Origin of the sequence: Pseudomonas sp. PvP009 (genome assembly GCF_017832995.1) — a bacterium.
Classification (GTDB): domain Bacteria; phylum Pseudomonadota; class Gammaproteobacteria; order Pseudomonadales; family Pseudomonadaceae; genus Aquipseudomonas; species Aquipseudomonas syringae.
This window is the reverse complement of sequence record NZ_JAFIBG010000001.1, coordinates 741,165-766,099: the sequence shown is the minus strand read 5'-3', so window position 1 is coordinate 766,099 and position 24,935 is coordinate 741,165. Positions and strand designations below refer to the sequence as shown.

Annotated in this window: 25 protein-coding genes and 3 pseudogenes; 10 read left to right on the top strand and 18 right to left on the bottom strand. The window is 57.1% G+C overall.

Annotation, left to right across the window (positions count from 1 at the left end; genetic code table 11):
• Positions 1 to 162: 162 nt before the first annotated feature.
• Together JOE29_RS03445 and yedA are read right to left on the bottom strand one after the other, a co-directional pair.
• Entirely contained in the window at positions 163 to 1,491 is a 1,329-nt protein-coding gene (locus tag JOE29_RS03445; protein WP_003340788.1) for a DEAD/DEAH box helicase, read from the bottom strand.
• 62 nt (positions 1,492 to 1,553) lie between these two features.
• Entirely contained in the window at positions 1,554 to 2,468 is a 915-nt protein-coding gene (yedA, locus tag JOE29_RS03440) for a drug/metabolite exporter YedA (RefSeq protein ID WP_003313834.1), read from the bottom strand.
• 167 nt (positions 2,469 to 2,635) lie between these two features.
• Between yedA and JOE29_RS03435 the strand changes: the two genes are divergently transcribed.
• A complete protein-coding gene (locus JOE29_RS03435; protein ID WP_058447277.1) occupies positions 2,636 to 3,103 on the top strand; it encodes an Lrp/AsnC family transcriptional regulator in 468 nt (155 codons plus the stop codon).
• A 4-nt stretch (positions 3,104 to 3,107) separates the two neighbouring features.
• On the opposite strand, the gene JOE29_RS03430 is transcribed toward JOE29_RS03435, so the two are convergent.
• The 3 genes from JOE29_RS03430 to JOE29_RS03420 all read right to left on the bottom strand — a co-directional run bounded on the left by JOE29_RS03430 (position 3,108) and on the right by JOE29_RS03420 (position 5,353).
• On the bottom strand, positions 3,108 to 3,719 hold the full coding sequence (locus tag JOE29_RS03430) for a 3'-5' exonuclease (protein WP_003392086.1): 612 nt from the start codon (positions 3,717 to 3,719) through the stop codon (positions 3,108 to 3,110).
• A gap of 21 nt (positions 3,720 to 3,740) precedes the next feature.
• Entirely contained in the window at positions 3,741 to 4,217 is a 477-nt protein-coding gene (locus JOE29_RS03425; protein WP_003313837.1) for an NYN domain-containing protein, read from the bottom strand.
• A gap of 431 nt (positions 4,218 to 4,648) precedes the next feature.
• On the bottom strand, positions 4,649 to 5,353 hold the full coding sequence (locus JOE29_RS03420) for a DUF2076 domain-containing protein (protein WP_210078797.1): 705 nt from the start codon (positions 5,351 to 5,353) through the stop codon (positions 4,649 to 4,651).
• A 197-nt stretch (positions 5,354 to 5,550) separates the two neighbouring features.
• On the opposite strand from JOE29_RS03420, the gene JOE29_RS03415 reads away from it, so the two are divergent.
• Both JOE29_RS03415 and JOE29_RS03410 read left to right on the top strand, forming a co-directional pair.
• Positions 5,551 to 6,213, top strand: a complete 663-nt coding sequence (locus JOE29_RS03415; RefSeq protein WP_003368738.1) for a YciC family protein — start codon at positions 5,551 to 5,553, stop codon at positions 6,211 to 6,213.
• Positions 6,214 to 6,246: 33 nt separating this feature from the next.
• Entirely contained in the window at positions 6,247 to 7,389 is a 1,143-nt protein-coding gene (locus JOE29_RS03410; RefSeq protein ID WP_003424663.1) for an endonuclease/exonuclease/phosphatase family protein, read from the top strand.
• A gap of 122 nt (positions 7,390 to 7,511) precedes the next feature.
• Here the strand turns inward: JOE29_RS03410 and JOE29_RS03405 are convergent.
• A pseudogene (locus JOE29_RS03405) lies at positions 7,512 to 7,892 on the bottom strand (hypothetical protein); the annotation flags it as partial.
• Positions 7,893 to 8,198: 306 nt separating this feature from the next.
• Here JOE29_RS03405 and JOE29_RS03400 point away from each other — a divergent pair.
• The gene (locus JOE29_RS03400) at positions 8,199 to 8,456 is read left to right on the top strand and encodes a hypothetical protein (RefSeq protein ID WP_024663132.1); all 258 of its coding nucleotides are present in this window, start codon (positions 8,199 to 8,201) and stop codon (positions 8,454 to 8,456) included.
• Positions 8,457 to 8,648: 192 nt separating this feature from the next.
• On the opposite strand, the pseudogene JOE29_RS03395 reads toward JOE29_RS03400, so the two are convergent.
• The 9 genes and pseudogenes from JOE29_RS03395 to JOE29_RS03360 form a co-directional block, all read right to left on the bottom strand.
• Positions 8,649 to 9,643 (bottom strand): annotated as a pseudogene (locus tag JOE29_RS03395) (IS630 family transposase).
• Between the two features lie 82 nt (positions 9,644 to 9,725).
• Positions 9,726 to 10,460 (bottom strand): hypothetical protein, encoded by a 735-nt coding sequence (locus JOE29_RS03390; protein WP_210078796.1) that lies wholly within the window; start codon positions 10,458 to 10,460, stop codon positions 9,726 to 9,728.
• A 249-nt stretch (positions 10,461 to 10,709) separates the two neighbouring features.
• Positions 10,710 to 11,327, bottom strand: a pseudogene (locus JOE29_RS25350) (IS630 family transposase); the annotation flags it as partial.
• A gap of 64 nt (positions 11,328 to 11,391) precedes the next feature.
• A complete protein-coding gene (locus JOE29_RS03385; RefSeq protein ID WP_210078795.1) occupies positions 11,392 to 11,730 on the bottom strand; it encodes a hypothetical protein in 339 nt (112 codons plus the stop codon).
• A gap of 103 nt (positions 11,731 to 11,833) precedes the next feature.
• Complete coding sequence (locus tag JOE29_RS03380; protein ID WP_210078794.1) at positions 11,834 to 12,328, bottom strand: hypothetical protein; 495 nt, start codon at positions 12,326 to 12,328, stop codon at positions 11,834 to 11,836.
• Between the two features lies 1 nt (position 12,329).
• A complete protein-coding gene (locus tag JOE29_RS03375) occupies positions 12,330 to 13,286 on the bottom strand; it encodes a hypothetical protein (protein ID WP_210078793.1) in 957 nt (318 codons plus the stop codon).
• Positions 13,287 to 13,494: 208 nt separating this feature from the next.
• On the bottom strand, positions 13,495 to 16,029 hold the full coding sequence (gene hrpB, locus JOE29_RS03370; RefSeq protein ID WP_210078792.1) for an ATP-dependent helicase HrpB: 2,535 nt from the start codon (positions 16,027 to 16,029) through the stop codon (positions 13,495 to 13,497).
• A 120-nt stretch (positions 16,030 to 16,149) separates the two neighbouring features.
• Positions 16,150 to 17,154, bottom strand: coding sequence for a J domain-containing protein (locus JOE29_RS03365; protein WP_210078791.1), 1,005 nt, complete (start codon positions 17,152 to 17,154; stop codon positions 16,150 to 16,152).
• Positions 17,155 to 17,276: 122 nt separating this feature from the next.
• Positions 17,277 to 17,660 (bottom strand): RidA family protein, encoded by a 384-nt coding sequence (locus JOE29_RS03360; RefSeq protein ID WP_003340858.1) that lies wholly within the window; start codon positions 17,658 to 17,660, stop codon positions 17,277 to 17,279.
• A 167-nt stretch (positions 17,661 to 17,827) separates the two neighbouring features.
• Between JOE29_RS03360 and JOE29_RS03355 the strand changes: the two genes are divergently transcribed.
• Positions 17,828 to 18,523 (top strand): tRNA (adenine(22)-N(1))-methyltransferase TrmK, encoded by a 696-nt coding sequence (locus tag JOE29_RS03355; protein WP_280922600.1) that lies wholly within the window; start codon positions 17,828 to 17,830, stop codon positions 18,521 to 18,523.
• Between the two features lie 199 nt (positions 18,524 to 18,722).
• Positions 18,723 to 19,262 (top strand): thioredoxin domain-containing protein, encoded by a 540-nt coding sequence (locus JOE29_RS03350; RefSeq protein WP_003313849.1) that lies wholly within the window; start codon positions 18,723 to 18,725, stop codon positions 19,260 to 19,262.
• A 9-nt stretch (positions 19,263 to 19,271) separates the two neighbouring features.
• Here JOE29_RS03350 and JOE29_RS03345 read toward each other — a convergent pair whose 3' ends face one another.
• Together JOE29_RS03345 and JOE29_RS03340 are read right to left on the bottom strand one after the other, a co-directional pair.
• On the bottom strand, positions 19,272 to 20,243 hold the full coding sequence (locus JOE29_RS03345; protein ID WP_210078790.1) for an alpha/beta hydrolase: 972 nt from the start codon (positions 20,241 to 20,243) through the stop codon (positions 19,272 to 19,274).
• Positions 20,244 to 20,317: 74 nt separating this feature from the next.
• Entirely contained in the window at positions 20,318 to 21,244 is a 927-nt protein-coding gene (locus JOE29_RS03340; RefSeq protein ID WP_057406055.1) for a Gfo/Idh/MocA family oxidoreductase, read from the bottom strand.
• Positions 21,245 to 21,545: 301 nt separating this feature from the next.
• Here JOE29_RS03340 and JOE29_RS03335 point away from each other — a divergent pair, with 301 nt between their 5' ends.
• A complete protein-coding gene (locus tag JOE29_RS03335) occupies positions 21,546 to 21,965 on the top strand; it encodes a hypothetical protein (protein WP_003340868.1) in 420 nt (139 codons plus the stop codon).
• 25 nt (positions 21,966 to 21,990) lie between these two features.
• On the top strand, positions 21,991 to 22,884 hold the full coding sequence (locus JOE29_RS03330) for a cation diffusion facilitator family transporter (protein ID WP_057406056.1): 894 nt from the start codon (positions 21,991 to 21,993) through the stop codon (positions 22,882 to 22,884).
• A 6-nt stretch (positions 22,885 to 22,890) separates the two neighbouring features.
• Here JOE29_RS03330 and JOE29_RS25635 read toward each other — a convergent pair whose 3' ends face one another.
• Positions 22,891 to 23,610: a DUF6515 family protein gene (locus tag JOE29_RS25635; RefSeq protein WP_057406086.1), complete on the bottom strand. Its 720-nt coding sequence runs from the start codon at positions 23,608 to 23,610 to the stop codon at positions 22,891 to 22,893.
• Between JOE29_RS25635 and JOE29_RS25630 the strand changes: the two genes are divergently transcribed.
• Complete coding sequence (locus tag JOE29_RS25630; protein WP_050428317.1) at positions 23,602 to 24,102, top strand: hypothetical protein; 501 nt, start codon at positions 23,602 to 23,604, stop codon at positions 24,100 to 24,102. The two genes, JOE29_RS25635 and JOE29_RS25630, sit on opposite strands and share 9 nt — an antisense overlap.
• Before the next feature lie 336 nt (positions 24,103 to 24,438).
• On the top strand, positions 24,439 to 24,930 hold the full coding sequence (locus tag JOE29_RS03320) for an Lrp/AsnC family transcriptional regulator (protein ID WP_003419292.1): 492 nt from the start codon (positions 24,439 to 24,441) through the stop codon (positions 24,928 to 24,930).
• The last annotated feature ends 5 nt before the right edge of the window (positions 24,931 to 24,935 follow it).

Below are 24,935 nucleotides of genomic sequence, written 5' to 3'. Positions count from 1 at the left end.
ACGCTTCGCTTGTTCGCGAAGAGGGTGTTTCAATCGATGCATTTTCGGCGATTATGCAGGCCCCTTCGCGAACAAGTTCGCTCCTACGGCCTCCGGCCAGAATCAAAAACGAACTTGTGTATAGTAATGAGCGCTCCGTCCGCTTTGAATGCGCACTGCGCTTCAAGGCTTCTTCTTGCGCGGACCCGTGTTGAAGACCGGTACTTTACGCACCGGTTTGACCACCGGCGCAGGCTCGGACTCGCCGCTGTCGACCCATTTGCCCAGGTTGCGCTTGCTGCCCGACACCTTGGGTTTCTTCGGTTTCTTGGGCTTTTTCAGGATCTGGCCGCTGGCATCCGTGCTCGGCACGCGATGCTCCGGCTCGAAATCCTGCTCTTCCTTGCGCTCCAGGGTCTGGCGGGTCAGCACTTCGATGGCTGACAGCAACTCAACCTCATCGGCACACACCAGCGAAATCGCCTCCCCCGTCAGCCCCGCACGGCCGGTGCGGCCAATACGGTGGATGTAATCCTCGGCCACGATCGGCAGGTCCAGGTTGACCACGGTCGGCAGGTCATCGATGTCCAGACCGCGCGCCGCCACGTCGGTGGCCACCAGAATCTTCACTTCGTTGCTCTTGAAGCGGTCCAGCGCACGCTGGCGGGTGGCCTGCGGCTTGTCGCCGTGAATGCCGTCGGCGTTCATGCCCAAACCCTGCAAGCGATCCACCAGTTGATCGACGCCAACCCGGGTCTTGGCGAACACCAGCACCTGCCCCCAGCGATGCTTCTTCATCAGATGGATGAACAGATCCGCCTTGCGTTTCTTGTCGACGGTCACGACCCATTGCTTGACCGACGACGCCGCGACGTTGCGCGGGCTGACTTCGATGGTCAGCGGGTCATTGAGCATCTGCGCGGCTAGCAGACGAATCTCGTCGGAGAAAGTCGCGGAGAACAGCAGGGTCTGGCGCTGCTTGGGCAACACCGCATAGATACCGCGCAATTCCTCGGCAAAGCCCAGGTCGAGCATACGGTCAGCTTCATCGAGGATCAGCGTCTGCAACTGGGAGAACTTGACCGCGTTCTGGCGGTGCAGATCGAGCAAGCGGCCTGGGGTCGCGACCAGCACGTCCACGCCCCTGCGCAGCTTCATCATCTGCGGGTTGATGCTCACGCCGCCGTAAGCCGCGTAGGTGGTCAGCGGCAGATGCTCGGCGTACTGACGAATGCTTTCATGAACCTGATCGGCCAGCTCGCGGGTCGGCGCCAGCACCAGCGCGCGAATCGAATTGGGCGCGACTTTCGGGCCTTCCATGGTCAGCCGTTGCAGCAGCGGCAGGGCAAAACCTGCGGTCTTGCCGGTGCCGGTCTGCGCAGCAGCCATCAGATCGCGGCCCGCCAGTACCGGAGGAATTGCCTGAGTCTGTACAGGCGTCGGAGTCTGGTAACCGAGCGCTTCAAGGGCGCGCAGCAAGGGTTCGATCAGGCCGAGGGAGGCGAATGTCATGGAAATACCGTAGGAAAGATTCAACGCAAGGCGCGCAGTTTAACCTGTCCGGCGCGCCTCGGTTAGCTTGTGCGTGTCGATACGGCCTCTCGCGGCGGCGACCGGCGCCATTGCGGCAGGCCAATCAGCACCACGGCACTGATGATCACCACCATGGCCATGCACTCTTCGACACCAATCGTTTCGCCAGCGAACACCACGCCAAGCATCACTGCCACGGCCGGATTGACGTAGGCGTAGCTGGTCGCCGCTGCCGGGCGCACGTTCTTGAGCAGGTACATATAAGCGCTGAACGCGACGATAGAGCCGAACACCACCAGATACAGCAGCGCGCCCCAGCCCGCCGCCGTCGGCATATGCGTTAGACGCTCGCCACTCAAGGCACTGCCGATCAGCAGCGTCGCTCCCGCCGTGATCATTTCCGCCGCACTGGCCATCGGCCCCTTCGGCAACGGCAGGTGCTTGCTCAGCACCGAACCAAACGCCCAGGCGGCGGCGGCAAAGATCACCACGGCGGCGCCATAAGGGCTGGCCTGCAAATTGGAGCCGAGGTTCAACAGGCCGATGCCGATCAGGCCCAGCACGATGCCTGCCCATTCAAGGTTAGTGGTGCGATTGCCCCAGAACAGCCCGAACAGCAGGGTAAACAGCGGCATGGTCGCCACCGCCAGCGCTGCCACACCTGACGCAACGCCTGCGTGTTCGGCCAGGGTCACACCGCCGTTACCGCAGGCCAGCAGCAGGAAGCCAATCACGAACGCGGCTTTCCACTCAGCCCAGGTCGGCGCCGGCACGCCGCGAAACCTTAAAAAGCCGTACATCAGGCAGCCAGCAATCAGAAAGCGCACACCGGCCATCATCAACGGTGGCCATGATTCCACGCCGATGCGGATCACCAGATAGGTAGAACCCCAGATCAGGTACAAGGCCAGAAAGGCGCCGATGAGCAAGGGCGAAACGCGAACGGATTGAGGCATGGCTAGGCTCTTGGATCATTGTTATGGTTGACCTATTGTATGAAGGCCGAAGTCGGATATTAAGCAGACAAACCTGTTTAAAACGCGCTGAAACTTACGATTCAATGCTTGTCAGGCCTGCTTTCCTTTTATTTTAAAAACGCCCATCGCTCGGTACGAGGCACGCCATGACCCTGGATAAATACGATCGGATTCTGCTCGATGAGCTGCTGAAAAATGGCCGGGCGTCTTTTGCGCAGCTGGCGAAACGGGTCAACCTGTCCGCGCCCGCGGTCGCGGAAAGGGTCGCCAAGCTGGAAGCCAGTGGCGTGATTACCGGTTACGAGGCCAAGGTCGATCTGTCGAAAGTCGGACTGCCGATTCAATGCATCATCGAATTGCGCATGGGCAGCCATGGCAATCAGCAGGCCTATAAGGACCTGTGGAAAGTCCCCGAACTGATCCAGTGTTATCGGGTGACGGGCGACCCGTGTGTGATCATGCGCGCGGCGGTCGATTCGATGCCGCACCTGGAAGACCTGATCAACCGCATCGCCAAGTTTGGCTTCAGCAAGACGTCAATCGTGCTGTCGACGGCAGTGGAGCGCAGCCTGCCGGCCGATTACTTGATCAACAACGGCAAACAGGAGCACTGACAGTTCAGACGCCGCGCTGGCGCTTCAGCGTTTCGCTGATCTTGGCGGCGGGGACTTTCTGCAGGGAACACAGCATCTTGTGAGAAATGGCAGAGATGCCGTGGGTCTGGCGCAATTCGTTGGTCAGGTACGCCGTCAGGTTGGCCGCCATTTCCGCATCCGCCATCGCCCGGTGAGCCTTGCCGGTGTCGGGCAGGCGCGCATAGCGGGTCAACGTGCCGAGCTTGTGGTTCGGTGCGCCGGGCATCAGCCGTCGGGCCAGCAGCAGCGAACAGGCAAAGCTCTGTTCGCGCGTGCGCTCGATACGCGACAACTCGTAATCCCAGAACTTCTGGTCGAACGAGGCGTTGTGCGCCACCAGCGGTGTGGAACCGACGAAATCCGCCACATCGCCCATCACCCGCTCGGCGCTGGGGGCGGTACGAATCATGTTGTTGCTGATGCCGGTCAACCCTTCGATGAACGCAGGAATACGCACGCCCGCATTCATCAGGCTCTGAAAGCGCTCGACGATACGCCCCTGCTCCATGATCACCACCGCAATCTCGGTCGCCCGGCAGCTATGGCCCGGGGAGATACCGGTGGTTTCAAAGTCGATGACTGCAATACGTTCCAACACTGGCCTGGCCCTGTAAATTCATTTCAACAACAACGCGCCTTCGATCGGCACGTAACGGCTGGCGGCGCGGATCAACGAGTTCGCGGTCAGCCCCGGTACGCCGTAGGCGACCGCCTCGACCCCATGCTTGCTGATCACGCGTTCGAGCAACATGTCAAAATCGCCATCACCCGACGCCAGCACGATTTCGTCCACTTGCGGCGCGAAATCCATGATATCGATGGTGATGCCGACATCCCAGTCCCCTTTGGCCGAACCGTCGCTACGCTGGATGTACGGCTTGAGCCTGACCGTGAACCCCAGATTGCGCAGGATCTGCTGGAACTGCTGTTGTTTGCTGTCGCCACGATCGATGGCGTACGCAAACGCGTGAACGATCTCGCCGCGCTTGCTGATATCCGCCCACAGGGCGGCGTAATTGAAATGACAGCCATGCGCCTGGCGCACGGTGTAATACAGGTTCTGCACGTCGGCGAACACCGCGATCTTCTTCACCGCAATTCCTCATGGCGGGCAACATGCCCACGGGTTACAGCGATCCGGAACGTGAATCGGCGCCCAGTATGCCAGTTTGAGGAAGGAATTGAGGTCGACACAACGATTATCGTTCCCACGCTCCAGCGCTCATTGTTATACACAAATCTTTAAGAGCCCGGAAAACGTGACTTTCGAGCTTCTGCCCGCAGGGCGTAGGAGCGAACTTGTTCGCGAGACGGTGTTTCAGACGATGTATTTTCGACGGTTATAAAGCCCCCTTCGCGAGCAAGCGAAGCGTAGCCCGGCTCGCTCCCACGGCTTGCGGCCAGAATCAAGAGCAGACTTGCGTATAACGATGAGCGCAGAGTCCAGGCACGATCAGCGACCTTGCGGGCACCTATCGCTCCTCACGCTCCAGCGTGGGAGCATGAAGAACGACCGTCACATCCTCAAACGAACGAATCATCGTCCGAGAAACTGTCGCCACCATCGTCGAAACTGTCGTCAGCCGTGTACTGCTGATCCGGCTGTCCCCAACCGCTCTGGTCATTGGACAAGCCGGTGTCCTGAGCCTGTGGCGCGTCGTGAATGACTTCGACGATCTCCTGCGGCTGGCTGTGGTGGCTGAACATGCTGCTGATACCTTCTGCCAGCAACACACCGCCCGCTACACCGGCCGCAGTCTTCAGCGCACCGCCAAGAAAGCCACTGCCGGCAGCCGGAGCCGGCGCGGCATAACCACCCTGCGGCGCTGCGGGCGCAGGTGCAGGATTGAAACCACCACCATCACGCCAGCCGCCACTGGAAGGCTGACTCGGTTGCGGCTGCGATGCACGCGGGGCGCTGCTGCCAAAGATACTCGACAAAAACCCGCCACTCGCTGGCGCGGATGAGGCTTGCCCCTTGGCCTGCTGGAGCTCGGCCTGCAACTGCTGAATCTGCTCGTCGCGCTGTTTTACCTGCTGATTGAGCTGATTGACCGCCGCTTCCTGCACCAGAATCGCCTGCGTCATGTAATACGGCGCAGCGGGCTGGCGGGTCAGATGCTCCTTGATACGCGCCTCGGCCGCAGCATCTCGCGGGGCGGATGCCGTTTCAGCGTCTTTCAGTTTCGAGAAAAGACCGTCAATCAGGGTTTGCTCTTCGCTGTTCATGACCACCTCACTGAGTTGCCACTGGAATTCTTCCCTGCCGCAATGGCAGGACCATGTGCAGAAAATGGGGCCTCATCGATGCGCTTCAATGACATGAAGAAAAAGATAACAAGGCGTGCGCCGAAAACCACTGCGCTTGGTTCGACAGGGGCCATGGGCTAAAGTGTGCACCTGCTTTTAGCCTGCGATCTATCTCCATGAACCCGTTGAACATCATCCAGGATTCGCTTTATTTCTTTCGGCGCAATCTCGGCAGTATCGCGCTGCTGTGCCTGCCTGTCGTGATCCTTGAAGTGCTGGCCAAACAAGCGCTGGGCAGCGCCATGTCCGCCGACACGTCACCTGCCTATGCATTGGTGATCGGGCTGTTTTTCTACCCTGTCTATACGGCCGCGCTGATCCTGTTTCTCGACGCACGCAGCCGTGGCGAGGACGTACACACCCGCGATGTACTGGCCATGGCCGTGCGCCTGTGGCCGACCTTCGCCGTGCTCTCGGCCATGAGCACCCTGCTGATCATGTTCGGCCTTTCACTGTTCGTCGTACCCGGCATCTGGGTGATGATCAAACTGGCGTTCAGCGAGTACCTGCTGGTTCTGCGCAAACTCACGCCGTTCATGGCCATGCGCGAAAGCATGCAGATGACCACCGGACACTTCACGCGCATTCTGGTGTGTGTCCTGAGCGTCTATATTCCCCTGTGGCTGCTCGAGGGCGCCAGCCTGTACCTGTTTCCGGAACCGCAAAGCGCAGCGGTTTCCGTAATCACCGACAGCATCGGCAGCTTCCTGCAGTTGTTCACCACCATCGTGACGTTCCGCCTGTTCATGCTGATCAGCGAGCCCGCGCACCGCGCCTGAAGCAAAGGCTGACGTCAGGCGCGTCGATTCGGTATGCTCAATGCCGAATCCCTCACTGAGCGCCAGGCGCCCCAAGTCGAGCCGATGCCCCGTTTACTGCTACGTCTGACCCTGTACGGCTTGCTGCTGGTCGCCGTATTGCTGTTACTGGTTTTCCAACTGACCTGGCGTCCTCCAGCCCGTGAATTACTCACGGCCAGCTGCAACCCTGCGGTCGAGGCACCGAAACTGGTGCCGGGGCAAGCGCTGAAAGTCATGACCTGGAACATCCAGTACCTGGCGGGTAAACGTTATGTATTCTGGTATGACATGGCCGATGGCAGCGGCCCGGATGAACGCCCGACCCATGAAGACCTTGCCTACAATCTGGATGAAGTGGCGCGGGTCATCCGTGACGAACAGCCCGACATCGTGCTGCTGCAGGGCGTCGACGATGGCGCCAAGAACTCCGACTATCAGGATCAGCTGGCGCTGATCAAGGAACGTGTCGCGGACCTCTACCCGTGCAGCACGCAGGCCTTCTACTGGAAGTCAGAGTTCGTACCCAACCCGCATATCTGGGGCAGCGTCGGCAGAAAACTGGCGACCCTCAGCCGCTTCCACATCGACAGCGGCGAACGTATACAACTGCCGGTGCCCGACGCCAACATCATCAGCCGTCAGTTCCAGCCAAAGGATGCCTTGCTGGTCAGCTACCTGCCCTTGCGTGACGGCGGCAAACTGGCCGTCATCAATACCAGCCTGACCACCGCCAGACACGCCGGCGACACCGCACAAAAACAGGTCGCGGCCACTGAGACGCAGCTGGACAAGCTGGAAAGCGGCGGCACGCCCTGGCTGATCGGCGGCGACTTCAACCTGCTGCCGCTGGGCCAATACCAGCGCCTCCCCGAACAGCAGCGCCTTGGCTACGCCGCCGACAGCGAACTGCACGAGCTGTGGGACAAATACCCGATGATCCCCGACAACGCCGAATCCAGCGGCATCGACCGCAGCAAATGGCTGACGCACTTCCCCAACGACAGCCGCATCAACGGGCCGGACCGGACGGTGGATTATCTGTTCTACAGCCCGAGCCTGAAGCGGGTCAGTGCGAGGGTGCGGCGGGATGATACGTTGCTGATATCTGATCACCTGCCGGTGATCGGGCGGTTTTTGTTGCCGGTGGTGCCTTGAATGGACAAAGCGCACTCAGGCGTCAAGGGTGCTCAACATCCGTCCTCAGCATCGCGTCGAGTGCTTGCTGAAGCTTCGATGCGCGCTCCGCGCATGGTGCCGCCTTCATGCTCATTGTCCGCAAATATGGGCTCGTAACCTTTTCCGGTGAACGTAAAGAATTTCGTTTTCCCATCAGCCTTCAACTGGGCCAGGGCTACGCTTACCAACGCGAGAGACCGATCGTCAGGCTCAAGCGCGCGGTCATGTCCATCAAACTCGATGCCCATAAAGTCCGCCCTATCCGCATCATCCGTGTAACAGCGCGCGACGAGGGACAAGGTGCCTTCCGTGAAGTAGTACATATCGTACTCGTAGTAATAGTCGTAGAAGCCGTCCTTATCCTGCTCGCTGGCGTCGATGTGGTGATGCCGCTCCATGAGGATTGAACCCGGCCCTTGGGATGTCCACTGAGGTTCGAGCTCGCGTTTACGGTTGTCATCCCGTGAGAAGACGGTTTTCATACAGCGCTTGATAAGGGATTTGAAAACAAATCTGGCAGTGTTCAATGGCTTTCCCTGGTTACCCGATTGCTCGGCGACTTTCCGCGATCGATTCCTGAGTATTCGCGTGGTTGAAAATACCGGAGCCAAGCGAAAATGGCAGCCCTATAGCCGTCGATAAGCTGGCGAGTGGCCGAGCATCTGAATGTCGTCCTTCAGCGTTCGACAGGGTCAAAACAGTTTGAACCGTTTCTCAGCGCGCTCGCCTAATGATTAGCCCATGGATACTTCCATGGACGACGTGCCAATACCGGCATACACCAAAGGGTGATCAACATGGCTAAAGACGACAAGAAAAGTAAAGGCGAAGCCTCGAAAGCCAGCAAGGACTTGAAAGACAAGAAGGCATCACCTGCCAAGAAATCTGAAGCGGCCTCGACGCTTTCCAAGTCTTCCGAAAAGAAAGACAAGAAAAAAGACGCCGAGCCAAAGAAAGCGGCCAAAAAAGCTGACAGCAAGCCAGAAAAGGCCAAGAAATCAGACAAGGTTGAAAAGGCTGAAAAGCCGGCTAAAAAGAAAAAGTGACATCTGCTGCCTGCCAGGGCGTTGCGCCCTGGCGTTCTCTGGCAACGTTTTAACCGATACGCCGATACGTTAGGCTGCCAGAATAAAGAGGTGTACAGCCCCTATCTAGCGTGCCGTTTTCGAAATAGCTCACTTTTCTTGCGTGGTATCAAAGACCTCAAGCGCACGGTAAATTTTGCTCAAGATCTCTTCTCACTTTACGTTCCAAACGTACCGGGTAGGCTGAGCATTGCGTAACGCCATGAATGTTGCGATGGAGCTTTCTGATTCTCGGGCGGAGGCAATGCTGCAGTAGCGCAGGTAGACGGTGATGCCTCGAAAGAAGCGCTCAATTATGTCTATTCAGGAGCTTGAGGCTGGCGTGAAATGGATATGAAATCGTGGATGCTTCGCCAGCCAAGCTTTTACCGCAGCGTGCTTGTAGGTCGTTTAGTATCGACGATCAGATGGAACTGGAGGTGCCTAGACGTTTCTTTATTAATCTTCTTGAGAAAGTCTTGATGCCAGTGCTTACGCTCAATGCTGCTGATCAATTTCGCTTAGAGGTAATCCAACGGCGAATAACATGAGCGGGCCATAGCGAGTGTAGTCATGAGATTTAGTCTGGTTATAACTGATGGTCAGAGGCAAGCTCGGCTGTGTTCGCTCAGCGACTGAACCTGGCTTTTCTCATCGCAGCACGACATCAGAGCCTTGTCCGGCGGAGTCAAATGGAACTCGATCAAATCCCAGAATTCCTCCTCGAACCACGGATCGCTGAATGACTTGAAGGTGCTCGTCAGGTAAGGTTTTAAATCATTGGCAACCTATAGTTTTGGACGGTAGTCGAGGAAATACCCGCTACCCTCGCCATGCTCCGACAGTTCCAGCGCGGCTCTACGATGCTGGCTCGGCTGATCTGTTCCAGAACGCGACGAACCGCCTCTACAGGCAAAGATGACTTGCGTCCACGCTCAGGTTCGTCGACCAGTACGTCCAGTCGACGAGCCTGGAAACGCCGGCACCAAAGCGTGATCGTTGGGCAGAAAAAGCCCGTCAACCGTGCAATGTTGTCTCGGGTTTCGCCTTCGGCAGCCAGCAGGATTATCCGTGCTCGCCGACCCTCTCGCTGAGTGGTGGTTGCGGAGCGAACGTCCCGTTTTAGTTCGATCGCTTTCGGGGCTAAGCGTGATGTCCAAAGCACTCACGATAAACTATACAAGGCTAGAATGACATCTGAAGTGTAGCCGAAAACCGCGAAAATCCATTTCGCTAATAGTACACTAGATTCTATTTTATAGTGTCATATATGTAAGAGCCTAAAACAGACCCCGCAGCACCAAGACATATTGCTGTTAATCCGGAGATTGCAAGGGACCAGACAGGGTGCACCTTAATAAAGTCTGCCAACTTGTAAAAAAGATCTTTTTGTATCTTTTTTATTTCATGCTGGCATTTTTCTATGGTTTCGCTTGATACTTTATCTCGGCGAATTCTCTCCACGCAACTGGAGCATAGAATTGGTTTGTGGCATGAGTAGACGGCATCTGTTTTTATGCCATTCATGTCAAATATACAGCCTCGTGTCTCATCGTGTGTAAAATTGGTATGCTCTATGTTTTCGGGTATGCGATCTCCATTCCTTTTGTATACTAATGTATAAGAGTAAAACAAACGATAAACAATGTTAACTAGTGGAATATTTGATGCATTAAGTATGTCTTTCATTTCGTAGAATGAGAGCACTACCCTGTTGGATGTCAAGCGCCGAGAGTACCAGTTCTCTTCAATTGGCACATTAACTATAGATACTAAGAAGTCGCCTTTAAATCTTTCAGGCAGAACTTCTTCTAACGCCTTATCTGTGAACTCCCAACCTCTACCGTCAGACTCACAGTTTAATGAGTAGTTTTCTATTTCGTCACATATTTCAAATATTTCGGACCTCCACTCCTTTAGTTTTTTCTTGTCAAACTCTGCTGGCATGTGACCAATCGTTGCAACGGTTATTTTTATCTTGGACATTGCTCTTCCTTGGCTAGTTTTAAACCCATCTTATACTGCTGATGTATGAATATTAGATTGTGATTGATGTGACGTAGGTTTCGGCTCCTGAAGCTAATGCCTTTATTATAGGGTGTCAGCTAGCATTGTAGTTATTTTTCAAAAATAGACTCTAGCAGTGTAATCCGGTCGAATGATAAAAACCACCCCACGCTCTTATCCAAATTCTTTTTTCTTAGTATAGCTCTAGATTGCTGCTTCAGAAATAACTTATTTTTCTTCCGCGACTTCAAACGCCTCACGCGTACGTTGGATTTCGTTCAACATTTCTTCTCCCATTACGTTCCAAAATTATCGGGTCGGCTGAGCATTGCGTACGCTATGAATGTTGTGATGGAGCTTTCTACCTCTCTGGCGGAAGCAAAGCTGCCTTCGCGCAGGTAGACGATGACGCCTCGAAAGGATCGCCCAAACATGTCCATTCAGCAGCTTGAGGTTGGAATAAAATGGATATGAAAGGCAAATACTTCTGCCAGCCAAGTTTTCATCCCGATGCCTAAAGGCAACCCCGGCTGGGTTTGCTTCAGCGACTGAACCTGGCTTTTCTCATCGCAGCACAACACCCAAGTCTTGTCCGGCGGCGTCAGATGGCCCGATCAAATCCCAGAACTTCTCCTCGAACTGCGGATCGCTGGATAACTTAAACTTTCGCGTCAGGTGAGGCTTTAAATCGTTGGTAGCCTGTAGTTTATAGACGGCGGTCGAGAAAACAACCCCTGCCTTTATCATTCACCAAGAGCTCCAGTGCGACTCTCCGATGCAGGGTCGGTTGGCCTGTTCCAGAACGCGGCGAACCGTCTCAACATGCATTGCGAAAAGCGATTTTCGCAGACAGAACACTAGCATCCTGAATAATAAGTCTCTTTTTTCAGATAGCCAATATATCGTAATATCACTGCTTCTTCGCTTGCCGAATGAAACCCTGCATATCGTAAATATCTAGTCCATCCGGAGTTATTTCATACACCGCGCCGAATTTGTCTCCCGTCTTGATATATCTGTCTTTATCTACCTGCTTTTCAAGACGAAATCGCCCTGAACTGCCATCACCATTGTGTCTTTCCAGATAATATTTACTTCCATCCCGGACAATGGAGAGCTGAGCATCAAGAAAATCTGGAGAACCTAAATCGTCTAGCCATCTACCCACCACCAAGTTTGCAGCGTTTGAGACCGAAGTTAAAGCCCAGAACAGACTCAATAGGATTACTTTCTTAAACTTTCCACTCATGACATACTCCTTCGTTATTTGAAAGCAGTTCCTGGCCTCAGGCATCGGCAGTGGCCTGGGACATTTCGGCTCGCTGCATCAATCCCAAAATTACACATTAAACCTACTCATCACACATAGCTATTTCCGCTCGCAACTTGTTCGCTGTAACAAATCCAGCAAGCTGCACTAGTGTCGCAACTACTATACTCAACAGGCACGCACCACGAATAGAAAGCAAAGCCCATACAAGAAAACCAGAACACTTCACGCATTGAAGAAAAGCCATGTCACCGACAGCACCTGCAACAGACGCAACCAGAAGTAAAATAACAACCAGAAAAATATTAGAAATAACCTCTTGCTTTAAATCAGTTAGCGCACGCACAACCTTCACATAAGCCTGCGAACTTCGCAATCTTAACTTCTTAGGAACGTCTTTCATAACACCTTCAACATAGTTAAAGAACGCCAGAGACATAGCCCCAAACAGAGCAGCTAAGGCAAACAGAGCGGTATTGACATTATTAAATACAGCGCTAGCCCGCCCCTCACTACCCCACAACGAAAAATATGAGAGACCAAACGATGCAAAAAACACAAAAAATACACGAAGCACACTATCGCCTCAAAAGACTAATTATTTTAGAGTATGTCTCAGCGACCAATTTAGCATCGCTATCAAAACGTCCTGGCGCGGGCTTGCCAGTTTCAAGCTCCAATTGCTGTTCTTGCATAACTACTTCGTCCGCCGGCACTTCAAGATCAATCTTAACTACAGCCGACATACTCTTATAGACCTTCTTGCCACCTCTATCCCCTTCAGTCGTGACACTCCATTTACCCTCGCCCTCTTCAATGTAATCTATATAACCTCCAACAGGAGCTGCTGGAACCTTAAGATCACCATATTCATTACTCAGTATAACCTTCACTTCATCCTGATCAAAAAGCTCCTTCATAGCCTTAAGAGCGTCCCGGGCTTTTACGTTAGTCTCCAAAATATTGGGAGATATAAGATCCAATTCAACCTTGTAGACTTTTTTATGAGTATTTATAACATTCCAGAATTCGCCCTTCATAGTTTTAGGCTCGATAAAAATAGAATAATTATATTGATCTAAGACCGCAGACTTTAACCCAGCATGAATGGCATTCATTATCTGATCCTCAGTACCAAATCGCCAATCATGCTGTACAAAAATATATTGACCAACCACATCGACTATTGTAATTATCGGAACCCAATCATCTGCATCATGAGGTACAATATCGCCAGGTATTTTATCGCCAACTTTGGTGATTTTGTGCTTAGCCGTTTTACCGACTAAAAATCTGCGCTTCGGAAACTCGTCACCCGAGGGTTCCACATATGAAAAACCCACAAAACCATAGCGAACCTTGTTTTTAAAAAACTCACGCCCATCATCTTGAAGGGCAGGAACAACAACGGCCCCCTTGGGGTTTGGTAGAGGTTCAGAAACGAGAGCACCCTGCTTATTTTTGATTAACGAGTAACGCAGCACCAAAAACGACTTGAATCCTTTCACAAAACACCCTTTAAATTTACGATCCATTCTTATCAAGCAAGCTACGTTATTTAGCAGTTGATATCAATATGAAACCAATCAAAATCTGGGGCACATCACATGGGCTTGTAGACATAGCATGTCTGCACTACCCCTGCCGAGCTACTAATACATTCTGGCTCGTCATAGGTAGCCTATCGACGCACCCACTACTCGAAAAATGCGCGTGATCTCGAAGTTGCACACGGAGCTACCCTCACGTCCCCCTCGGCTTAACCCGCGCCGTCGCCTCAGCCACCAACGGATCATCCGGCCAGTAATGCTTCGGATACCGCCCTTTCAAGTCCTTCTTCACGTCTATATAGGTAGATCGCCAGAAGTTAGCCAGATCCTGCGTCACCTGTACCGGGCGGCGTGCCGGGGACAGCAGGTGCAGTTTCAGCACCTGCCGTCCATTGGCAATGCGCGGTGTATCGGACAAACCAAACAGCTCTTGCAGCCGCACCGACAGAATCGGCGGATGTTCGCTGTAGTCGATACGAATATTTGAGCCAGAGGGCACTTGCAGGGTCTGGGGTGCCATTGCCTCCAACTGTTGCGGCAATGGCCATGGCAGGAGGTTGCGCAGGATGGAGGACAGGTCGAGCTGGCTGAAATGGCTGAGCCGGGTAACTTTGCCCAGGTAGGGCATCAGCCAGTTTTCGAGTGTCGCCAGCAGTTGCGCGTCGCTCAGATCAGGCCACTCGCTCGCTGAGTTTTTCTCGATATCCAGACTGCGCAACAGCGCAATACGCGCTTGCCATTGACGCAGTTCCGGCGTCCAGGGCAGCAGTTCCAGGCCTTTGCGACGCACCAGCGCCAGCAGTGCATGGCTGCGGGTTGCGTCGTCGAGGCCGGTCAGTGGTTCGCGACTGATGATCAGTTCACCGACTTTGCGCTGTCGTTCGGCGCGGAATACACCTTCGCGTTCGTCCCAGTCGATCTGGTCCACGCTGATGACCTGCTCGGCCAACACCGAATCGAACAGTGCCGGATCGAACTCGGCGGCGAGGTAGATGCGTTCTTCGCGCTGGCCCTGACGACTGCCCAAATCCGCGATGACCAGCCACGGCTGTTTCATCAGCGCATCCGCCTCGGCGAACAGGGCTGCGCGACCATTGGCCAGTCGGTATTCGGCGCCGCCCGCTCGGCGTTGCTGTGCGACGCGATCCGGGTAGGCCAAGGCCAGCAAGGCGCCCAGCCAGCGTGAGTGATCCGGATCGCTGACCGGGCTGTTCGCTGCGCCGCGCAGATACCCGCGATATTGCCGCGACAGTTGTCTGGCCCGCTGTACCCCGCCTTGTGCGCCGCGCGCCGCGCGTTCGGTGCCGGCCAGCAGGGTCAGGCGGCTGTGCAGGTCCGCGCCAGCGCCGCGCAAGATATCGCGCTCGCCCAGCAAGGCCGCCACGTCGCACGCCAGTTCGCCCAGCCCTAGCGCATGGCCGCGCAACAGCAGATGGGCGATGCGCGGATGAGCAGGCAGCTCAGCCATCGCCTGACCGTGTGGCGTCAGGGCTGGCGGCTGACCCGGCTGATTGTTCAATGCCTCCAGGCGCACCAGCAAATCCTGCGCCTGTGCATAAGCCGCGGCAGGCGGTACGTCGAGCCAGACCAGTTGCGCAGGCGTGACGCCCCAGCGAGCCAGTTGCAGTGCGAGCCCGGCGAGGTCCGCCTGAAGAATTTCTGCCGCCCCGTAGGCGGCCAGTTGATCGTGTTGCGCTTCGGACCACAGCCGGTAACACACGCCCGGCTCCAGCCGCCCTGCCCGTCCGGCGCGCTGGGTGGCGCTGGCACGAGAGATGCGTTGAGTCTCCAGACGCGTCATGCCGCTGCCCGGATCGAAACGCGGCACCCGCGCCAAACCGGCATCGATCACCACACGCACGCCGTCGATGGTCAGACTGGTTTCCGCAATGTTGGTCGCCAGCACCACCTTGCGCGTGCCCTTGGGAGCGGGTTCGATAGCCGCGCGTTGCGCATTCAGATCAAGCTCGCCATGCAGGGGGCAAAGCAGAATGTCGGCGCGCTCACCCAGTGCTTCCGCCAGTTGCTGGTTGACCCGACGAATCTCGGCCTGCCCCGGCAGAAACACCAGCAGGCTGCCGGACTCGCTGCCCAGCGCATCCAGCACCGTCTGCACGACACGCGGTTCGACAAACTCACCGGGCTGAAAAGGCCGCCCCCACTGCATGCTCACCGGAAACATCCGCCCGTCACTGCGTACCACCGGCGCATCGTCCAGCAACGCCGCCAACCGCTCGCCTTCCAGCGTGGCCGACATGAGCAGAATCTTCAGCGGCTGATCGTCGCGAAACAGCTCCCGGCCATTGAGGCTCAGAGCCAGAGCCAGATCGGCATCCAGACTGCGTTCGTGAAACTCATCGAAAATCAGCAGCCCCACACCTTCCAGCGCCGGATCGTCCTGCAAACGACGCGTGAGTATCCCCTCGGTGACCACTTCAATACGCGTCTTCGGGCCGACCCGGCTTTCCAGACGAATCCGATAGCCCACCGTCTCGCCGACCTTCTCGCCCAGCTCGCTGGCCAAGCGCTCGGCAGCCGCTCTCGCCGCCAGGCGCCGAGGCTCCAGCATCAGAATGGTCTGCCCGGCCAGCCAGGTTTCCTCAAGCAGCGCGAGCGGCACGCGCGTGGTCTTGCCCGCGCCGGGAGGGGCTTCGAGTACGGCTTCATGGCGTGTGGACAAGGCCTGGCGCAAGGCCGGCAGGACGGCATCGATGGGTAACGAGATCATGGGGGCTCCCGGAGAGATGCGGGGGAGTATACCGGGGTGGGGTTGGGGAATCAGGCGGCGTGTTTTAGCTGAACGGCAGTAGCCAGAAACACTGCCGCCAGCATGCCTCACGCCGAAAAGTCAGGTCTTGAACTCGTTACCGTTCTCATCAATAAGGCCATTGTCGTATTTCTTGCGCAATTCAGGATCGGACAAAATCCTGAACGCATTTGAAATCACTTTGAAACGCTCAGTCGCCTCAGCCTCGTTACCGACGTTCTTATCAGGATGATTCTTCAGCGAGGCTTTCTTGTAAGCCTTTTTGACTGCGGAGAGGTCCGCCGTCATGTCCGAGAGGCCCAGGTGCTCGTACAACTGCTTGACGGGTGGCTTGGCGGGGGCGGAATCGTCCACCTTCGCGGACGCGCCAGCAGCAGGTGTTTTGTGGGGCCGCTCTGTTGACGGCCGCTGAGCGCCTGAATTGGGCTGAGCTTTCGGCGGTGGTGGGTTGGCCTGGGGGCGAGCGCTTGGAGGCGTTTGTGGGCGTGCTTGCTGTTGAGTGCTTTCAGGTCTCCAGGATGGTCCCGGTGTGGGTCGTCGCACGCGATCGGTGCTTTGCTGACGAATCTCGTTGATCACCTGGTCAGCGATGTCGTTCATCAGTTTGTTCAGCTTCAAGTTGCTGGAGAAGAATGCGTAGTTCGCCTCACTGTTGTGCTTGCCATGCTCAGGTTCGAGACTGGCCATCGCGTCGGCCAGCGTCTTGCCCAGAGAGAACAACATCTTGCCCTGACTGTCGCTGACGCCCAAAAAGCTCATCACGTTGCGCATCGACTGGTCGCGCTCCCAGACAACGCTGGCCACGTCGAAAGCAGCTCGCGCCAGATTGAATCGGCCTCCCCCTTCGTGCGTCTCGACATGGGTCACCGGTTCCTTGCCGAGCAATGCGTCGAGGATCACCTCGAGGCCTTTCTGCTGGCGCTCGTTGAGCCGGCTTTTCTGCTCCAGCAATGAGCTGTTGACCTGCAACGCCACTTTGCCAGCGATATGGCTGACGACGTTCATCGCGCGGTCTATCGTTGGCTTTGTCGAATCGCTGAGCGCCACACGCGCCAACGAAGATGCAAGGTTGGTGAGGTTGATCATCTGCTTCTCCGGAAACTCATACCGCCTTGGTGGCAAGCAACGAGATCCGGTTCCACAGGATGTGCAACTCTGCACAGGTGCAGAACGCTGACGCGAGCATCAGTCAGGTGTGTGCATTACGGTCAGCCCGCCTTGGCCGCCATCGCCGTCACTTCCACCCGCATGCCCTCAACCGCCAACGCCGCGACGCCCACCGCTGCGCGCACGGGCCAAGGTTTTTTGAAGAAGCGTTTGTACACTTCGTTGAAGGCAGCGCGGTCGGCCATGTCGGTCAGGTAGATGGTCAGGTGCATGACCCGGTCCATCGAGCTGCCGGCGCGTTCGAGGGCGTCTTTCAGGGCTCGCAGGGTGCATTCACTCTGCTCGGTGATGCCACCCAGTTCCAGGCTGCCGTCGGGATGGGTCGGGATCTGGGTGCTGACCAGCACGCCGTTGAAGTCGGCGACGTCCGAGGAGATGGACTCCGGATCTGGATCGGGGGTGAAGGTGATGTCTGCGTTTGCCATGGGATCTCTGCTTTGCAAAGGATGGAAAACGCCAAGCCTACGCGAGCGACAGGTGGGGGTCGAGCCGTGGGCTTTGGCGCGGAAAGTTGAAATGCGCCGCGTTGCTCTACAGAATCGCGCCCGGACCCGGCCATGCTGTCGGGCGTTTAGGGTGAAAGGGGTTGCCGTTGAACGAACAGAGATTGTCCATGCGCCTTGAGCGTGTGGCGACGCATGTGCCACCCGGTGCACGACTGGCTGATATTGGCTCGGATCACGGCTATCTGCCGGTGGCGCTGCTGAACCGGGGTGTTATCGCGGCAGCGGTGGCTGGCGAGGTGGCGTTGACGCCGTTCTGCGCAGCCGAGCGTACCGTGCGCGAGAACGATCTGGAGGATCAGGTCAGCGTGCGCCTGGCCGATGGTCTGGCAGCGATCGAAGCGGAAGACGCGATCACCGCGATCAGTCTCTGCGGCATGGGCGGCGAGACGATTCGCGACATCCTTGAAGCGGGCAAGGCGCGCCTGAGCGGTCAGGAACGCTTGATCCTGCAACCCAACGGCGGCGAGCAACCGTTGCGTGTCTGGCTGATGAAGCATGACTACCGCATCGTCAGCGAAGAGGTGCTGCGGGAAAATCGTTTCGACTACGAAATCATCGTCGCCGAACGCACAGGCCCCGTTAAGTACACGGCTGAGGAGTTGTATTTCGGCCCGCTGCAGATGCAGGCGCGCAGCCCGGCGTTTCTGCTCAAATGGCAGCGTTTGCTGGGCAAGAAGCACAAGACGCTGCGCAACTTCAAACGCGCGCAGCAAGCCGTGAACCAAGAGAAGCTGCAGGACGTTGCGCAACAGGTCCGCTGGATTACCGCGTTGCTGGCCTGAAAATCGAACTCATGACCGAACCGGCTCTCAAACCCGCATGATCCGCAGGTCAGGCTTTAAGGGTGCCTGCATCTGGTTCAGGCGTCAGCGCTGCAATGTGTGACGCGGAGCGTGAGGAACGAGAGGTGTCCGGGAGAACACTTCTGGTGCGTATAACCGGCGCGTCTTCTACACAACCATCGACGGGAGTAAAACGACCATGCATTCCGAAGCACTTTCCTGGGGCCACGGGCCTCGTCTGTTCGAAGTCTTCCTTGAGCCGACCTGCCCCTTTTCGGTGAAGGCCTTCTTCAAGCTCGATGAGCTGCTGGCTCAAGCCGGAGAAGACAGGGTCACGGTCAAAATCCGCCTGCAGTCGCAGCCCTGGCACATGTTTTCAGGTGTCATCGTGCGCTGCATTCTGGCGGCTGCGACCCTTGAAGGCGGCAAGCAAAGCGCCAAGGCGGTCATGGCGGCGGTTGCGTCACACCGTGAGGAATTCGAGTTCGAACACCACGCCACCGGCCCGAACATGGACGCGACGCCCAACGACATCATCGCGCGCATCGAGCGTTACAGCGGCCTCGCGCTGGCAGAGGCATTCGCCAATCCCGAGCTTGAGCAGGCCGTGAAATGGCATGCCAAATACGCTCGCCAGAACGGCATACACGTCTCGCCGACCTTCATGATCGACGGTCTTGTGCAGCCGGGCTTGAGCAGTGGCGACCCGGTATCGAAGTGGGTCGCGGAGATAGGTTGAGCGACGAGCTCAACCCAGCGCATCGATCCGCTCATTGATCCACTCGCGGCTGCGCGCCAGCGCCTTGCGCGCCAACGTGGTCGGGAAGTGGATGAAGCCGTGCGGCGACTCGGGCATGAGGTGCATTTCGACCTCTGCCGAGTTGGCCCAGCGCTCGGCCATTTGCAGTGTGTCATCCAGCAGCGGGTCGATCTCTCCGACGAACATCAGTGCGGGCGGAAGGCCTGTCAAATCGCCATACAGTGGTGACAATGGCGGTTCACGGCGTTTATCGTCGCTTCGATCAGGGGTGAGCGCGCGCATGGCGCCGACCATGCCCGGACCATGCAGCACCAGCGTCTCCGGCCCTGCGGTACGCACGCTCTTGGTCCCCGTCAGGTCGTAAACGCCGTAGTACAGGACTGTACCCACTATGCGCTTGAGCAGATCAGGTCGGCTTTTCAATTTCAGGAGGGTGGCTGCAGCAAGATGCCCGCCAGCGGATTCGCCGACCACGATAACCGGCAGGCCGGCAAACTCTTCGCAGTCCTTCCCCAACAGCCAGCAGGCGGCAGAAAAGCAGTCCTCCATCAGGCCCTCGATGGGGGTTGTCACAGCAAGTCGGTAATCAACCGAAACAATGGCCACGTCGCAGGCACTGACCATGCCGACGTTGAGATCATCGTTCATCTGGGCATTGCCGATCACCCATCCGCCGCCGTGGATATCGAACACCACGCCCTTGGGTTTGCCTTTGGGGCGGATGATGCGCACGGGCACAGCTACGTTATCCGAGCTGACCGTTCTTTTCTCGATGCGAAGGTCATGGCCTCCCGGTTTCAGGGCGCTGCCGATCTGCGCCGCACGCAACAGCGCCTGAATCAACCGGGGCGTGACGCGATTGCGAATCTGGAAACGCGGCATCCGCGCGAGGGTTTTATTAAACCGTCGTACTTCTACCAACTCTTGCTCACTGGAAAGCCAAGGCTGTTTTGTGTCCAATTTCTGCTCTCTTGTCAGGCTGACGTATGCGGGGGCGCGCAACGCGATTTGCCCCACCTGTACCTGAGAGGCTCTCAGTCGTAGAACGGTTCAACGGATGCCCGACTGCCCACGAAAAAACTGTCCGCGACCAGCCGCAACGGTTGCAGGTCCAGGTCACTGGCTTTATCGCCGATCAGCTGTTGGAAGTGGCGATACACCGCGGCGTACTCGCCCTCCTCCGAAACAGCCTGGCGCACGCCGTCGATACTCAACAGCGCACCGCCGTTGTCCAGGCGCAACGTGCCTTCGGCGCAGCGAATCTCGATGCTCCACAGCTCGTCGTGACCATGGTCGAAATCGAACTCGGCGCGGATATCGAGATGGCGCGTGTCGGACATTTTGATGGACGCAGCGATAGGCGACTGGCAATTGCTCGGCACGCGCAGTTCGGCAGACTCGACGAACAATGGCAGTGGCAGCAGGTGCGTCACGATCGACAGGGCATTGATACCCGGATCGAACACGCCAAGGCCACCGGGCTGCCAGATCCACGCCTGACCGGGGTGCCATTTGCGCACGTCTTCTTTCCAGTCGATCTGCATGCTCTGCAGGGTGCGGGTGGACAACCACTCACGCGCCGCTTCGATACCCTGCGCGTAACGCGAATGCCAGGCGAACAGACCGCTGACGCCCTGCTCTTGCACCTGGGTCACCAACGCCATCGCCTCACCCAGGGTCGCGCACGGCGGCTTCTCGACCAGCACGTGTTTGCCGGCAGCCAACGCCTCTTGCACCAAGGCAAAGCGACCTTGCGGGGGCGTACAGAACGCAATCGCGTCGACCTGCGGCCCGCTCGCAAGCAGTTCGCCCAGGGATTTGAAATTCTCTACCCCGGCGCACGGCTGGCCTTGCGTAGCCACGGCCACCAGATCAAATGCGGGATTGGCGTGGATGGCAGGGACGTGTTGATCCTGCGCAATCTTGCCGTAACCCACCAGACCGAGACGAATCGGTTGCATACATGACTCCTGAGTTTTTGTAGTTATCGTGCGGCACAGTAAACCAGATGTTAATCGTGGTCGGTAAGGGGCATCGGCGCGGGAGCTGTTTTCCTGGCCGATCTCACATTCGATAATCTTCAGCGCCCGCTCAGGCCCCTTCGTGAGCAAGCTCACTCCCATCACTACGATTCAGCCGTTCGGGGCGCTTCGCATCCCATTTGGTTTAACTTCACGGCCGCAGAACCACGCTATCACTCAATAGTCTTAGCCTTGCAGTCATTGCCTTGTATAGTTGCCCTCTTCATCTCAGGAGCTTTCCATGCGCATTCCTTCTCGCTTGATCGGTGGCGTTCTGGTCGCCACGTTGCTGACTCAGATTTCCGCCTGCGGCAGCATTTTCTATCCTGATCGTCGTGGTCAGATCGATGGCAAGGTTGACCCGGCCATTGCGGCGCTGGATGCTTTCGCGCTGCTGTTCTATATCGTTCCGGGCGTGATTGCGTTTGCGGTGGACTTCGCCACCGGCGCGATCTATTACGGGCCCGGCGAGCATGCGCAGATCGATCCGCAAAAGCTGCAAAAGGCGCTCAAGGCAGATGGCAGTGTCGACAACACCAAGCTGCAAGCCATCATTGAAACCGAGCTGGGCCGTTCCCTGCCGTTGAACGATCCACGCCTGATCCAGCACAAAGGCAGCGTCGAGCAACTGGCAGCACTGGGCCTGGTCCCGGCTGCCTGATATCGATCCCGTTCAAGGAAGCGTCATGAGCACCACTGCCGAACATTCCCGACTGCTGCGGCTCGCGACGCGGGCCTCGCTGGCGGTCGCCACGACGCTGATCCTGGCCAAGGGCGTTGCCTGGTGGCTGAGCGGTTCGGTGAGCCTGCTGGCCGGTCTCACCGACTCGCTGCTGGATGGCGCCGCCTCGTTCCTCAACCTGCTGGCGGTGCATTACGCATTGCGCCCTGCCGATGACGATCATCGCTACGGCCACGGCAAGGCGGAAGCGCTGTCGGGCATGGCGCAGGCGTTGTTCATCACCGTCAGTGGTGTGCTGATTGCCGTCCAGGCCGTCGAGCGCATCCAGAACCCGGAGCCGCTGGGCGCACCGCTGCTGGGCATGGTGGTGATGGTGGTTTCCATCGCGCTGACGATCGCACTGCTCACTCTGCAATACCGGGTGATCAAGGCGACCGGCTCGGCAGCGATCCGCGCTGATTCGCTGCACTACCGTTCAGACCTGCTGCTTAACGCCAGCATTCTGGTGGCGCTGACGCTGGCGTATTTCGGCTGGCAGCAGTTGGATGCGTATTTTGGTCTGGGCATCGCGGTGTATATCTTGTGGAGCGCCTTTCAAATCGCCCGCGAAACGATATCGGTGCTGATGGATGCGGAATTGCCCGCCGATGTCAGTACTCAAATGCTGGTACTGGCGTGCGAAGTGCCGGGCGTGCTCGGGGCGCATGATCTGCGTACACGAATCTCTGGCAATCACTGGTTTGTGCAGTTGCACCTGGAGCTACCGGGTAGCCTGACGCTATCGGTCGCCCATGCAATTTGTGATCAGGTGGCTGACGCCATTCACAAGCAATTCCCGAAGGCCGAGGTGTTGGTACACGCCGACCCTCAGGAAGTCGTCAAGCAGGCCAGCGCCTGACCGCCATCAGTTGACGCTGTAACCTCGCCCCGCCAGACACGCGCCCATCGAGCGACGATACAGATCGACCACGTCGGGCGGCGGCTGGCCGGTGACATTGGCCGGGTCGAAACCGCTTTGCTCCGCAGCCCAGCGGTAGCACTGGTATTTATCCAGCTCGACCTGCTGCGGGCTCTGCCCGTTTGCAGGGTAGGCCACCGGATCGTAGCCATTGCCCTGCTGTTCGGCCGGCGGAGCCTGATACACGGCTTCGTTCTGCGGCGGATTGACCACCACGTAGTCCTGACTGTCCGGCTGGTAGGCGTAATAGGTGCCGGCAGCCAGAAACAGCAGGCTGCTGCCGATCCATACTTCCTGAGAGTAGGACGGTAGTCTGCTGACACGCACGCCGTAGGGAGGTGTCACCACGACATAACGCGGGCCTTGCGGGCGATACCAGTAGCCACCCGAGTAGTAATAGTCCTGACCACGATAGGGAATACGCGAGTAGCCACCCGGTACGCGATCTATCGCATAGCCAGGCCGATATTGCGGACCTGGCCCCCAGCCATTGCCGTGCCCATCGGGACGCCCTTCCCAACGGTCATTGGGGCGAACGTTGCCGGCCTGCCAGTTGCGGTTATTGCCGCGTGGAATGTCCTGGTAATAGCCCTGACGCGGCGGCTGGGTTTGCCATGCCTCTTTCGGGCCGCTCTGGATCGGCAGGTTGTCCTGGGCTTGGCGCAACTGCTGACGCTGCTGGTTTTGCTGCTGCTGAATCTGGCGCTGCTGATCACGCTGTTGCTGCTCGATCTGCTGTTGCTGCTGGCGCTCGATGTTGCGCTGCTGAAGCTGCTGTTGCTGGATCTGCTGCTGTTGCTGACGCTCGACCTGACGCTGCTGATTCTGCTGCTCCTGAATCTGGCGTTGCTGATTGGTCTGCTGCTGGTTGATCTGCTGTTGCTGCTGACGCTCGACCTGGCGCAGCTGGTTTTGCTGCTGTTGGATCTGCCGCTGCTGGTTGATCTGCTCTTGAGCACGCTGCTGTTGCTGCTGACGCTGCTGCGCGTTTTCACCAGGGCTGCCGTAAAGCGGATTGCGCGGTGGTTCATCACGTTCGTCGGCCAGCGCCTGAGCACCGATGCTCAGACACAACAGACTTACACCCGCAAACTGCCAGATGCCAGATTTCATGCTTTCCTCACTAGAGCGCGGGTTGACGTCATTAAGACTGTTTAAGCGTAGCGCCGTTCTGCGCACTTTATCAGCAGACAAAGAAAAGGGGACCAAATGGCCCCCTTGAGATACTTCGTCCTGGCGCAGCGCTTTTGACGCTGGCTCACCTCATGCCGTCTTCTGGACAGTATGTAGCCCGGGGGCCTGACACACCCTATTGGGTGGAAGGCCGCGACTGGCCTGATTCGGCGGGTCGCGCTGGACGCTGTGTCCGGGCAGTGATTCTGTTTAAAAGAATAGGCCTGAGGCCGAGGCAGAAGATTGCTAATATTGCGGATTAAAACATTACTTGCGCAATTTTTGACTTCAGATGAATAATCCAGCGCAATTGAATTGATAATGGGGTGCATCGTGAGCAAGCTCGACAGATACGACCTGAGCATTTTGGCCGAATTGCAACGGGACGCACGGATATCCAACCAGGAATTGGCCGAACGCATTGGTCTGTCGCCGTCACCCTGCTCGCGCCGGGTCAAGCAACTGGAAGACGACGGTTATATCGTGCGCCAGGTTGCCCTGCTGGATCGCAAGAAACTGGGTCTGAACCTGACCGCCTACGTGCTGATCGGCATGGACCGACACACACCCGAGCGTTTCGAGAACTTCGAACAGCAGATCCGCAACCTGCCTCAGGTACTGGAATGCAGCCTGGTGACCGGCATGGACGCGGACTATCAACTGAAAGTGGTGGTGCCGGACATGGATCACTATCAGAAACTGCTGTTGGGCCATCTGACCCGCATCGAAGGTGTGACCAGCGTCAAATCGAGCTTTGTGCTCAATCAAGTGCTGGCCAGCACCGAAATGCCGCTGACTCACCTGCGTAACTGAGCGGG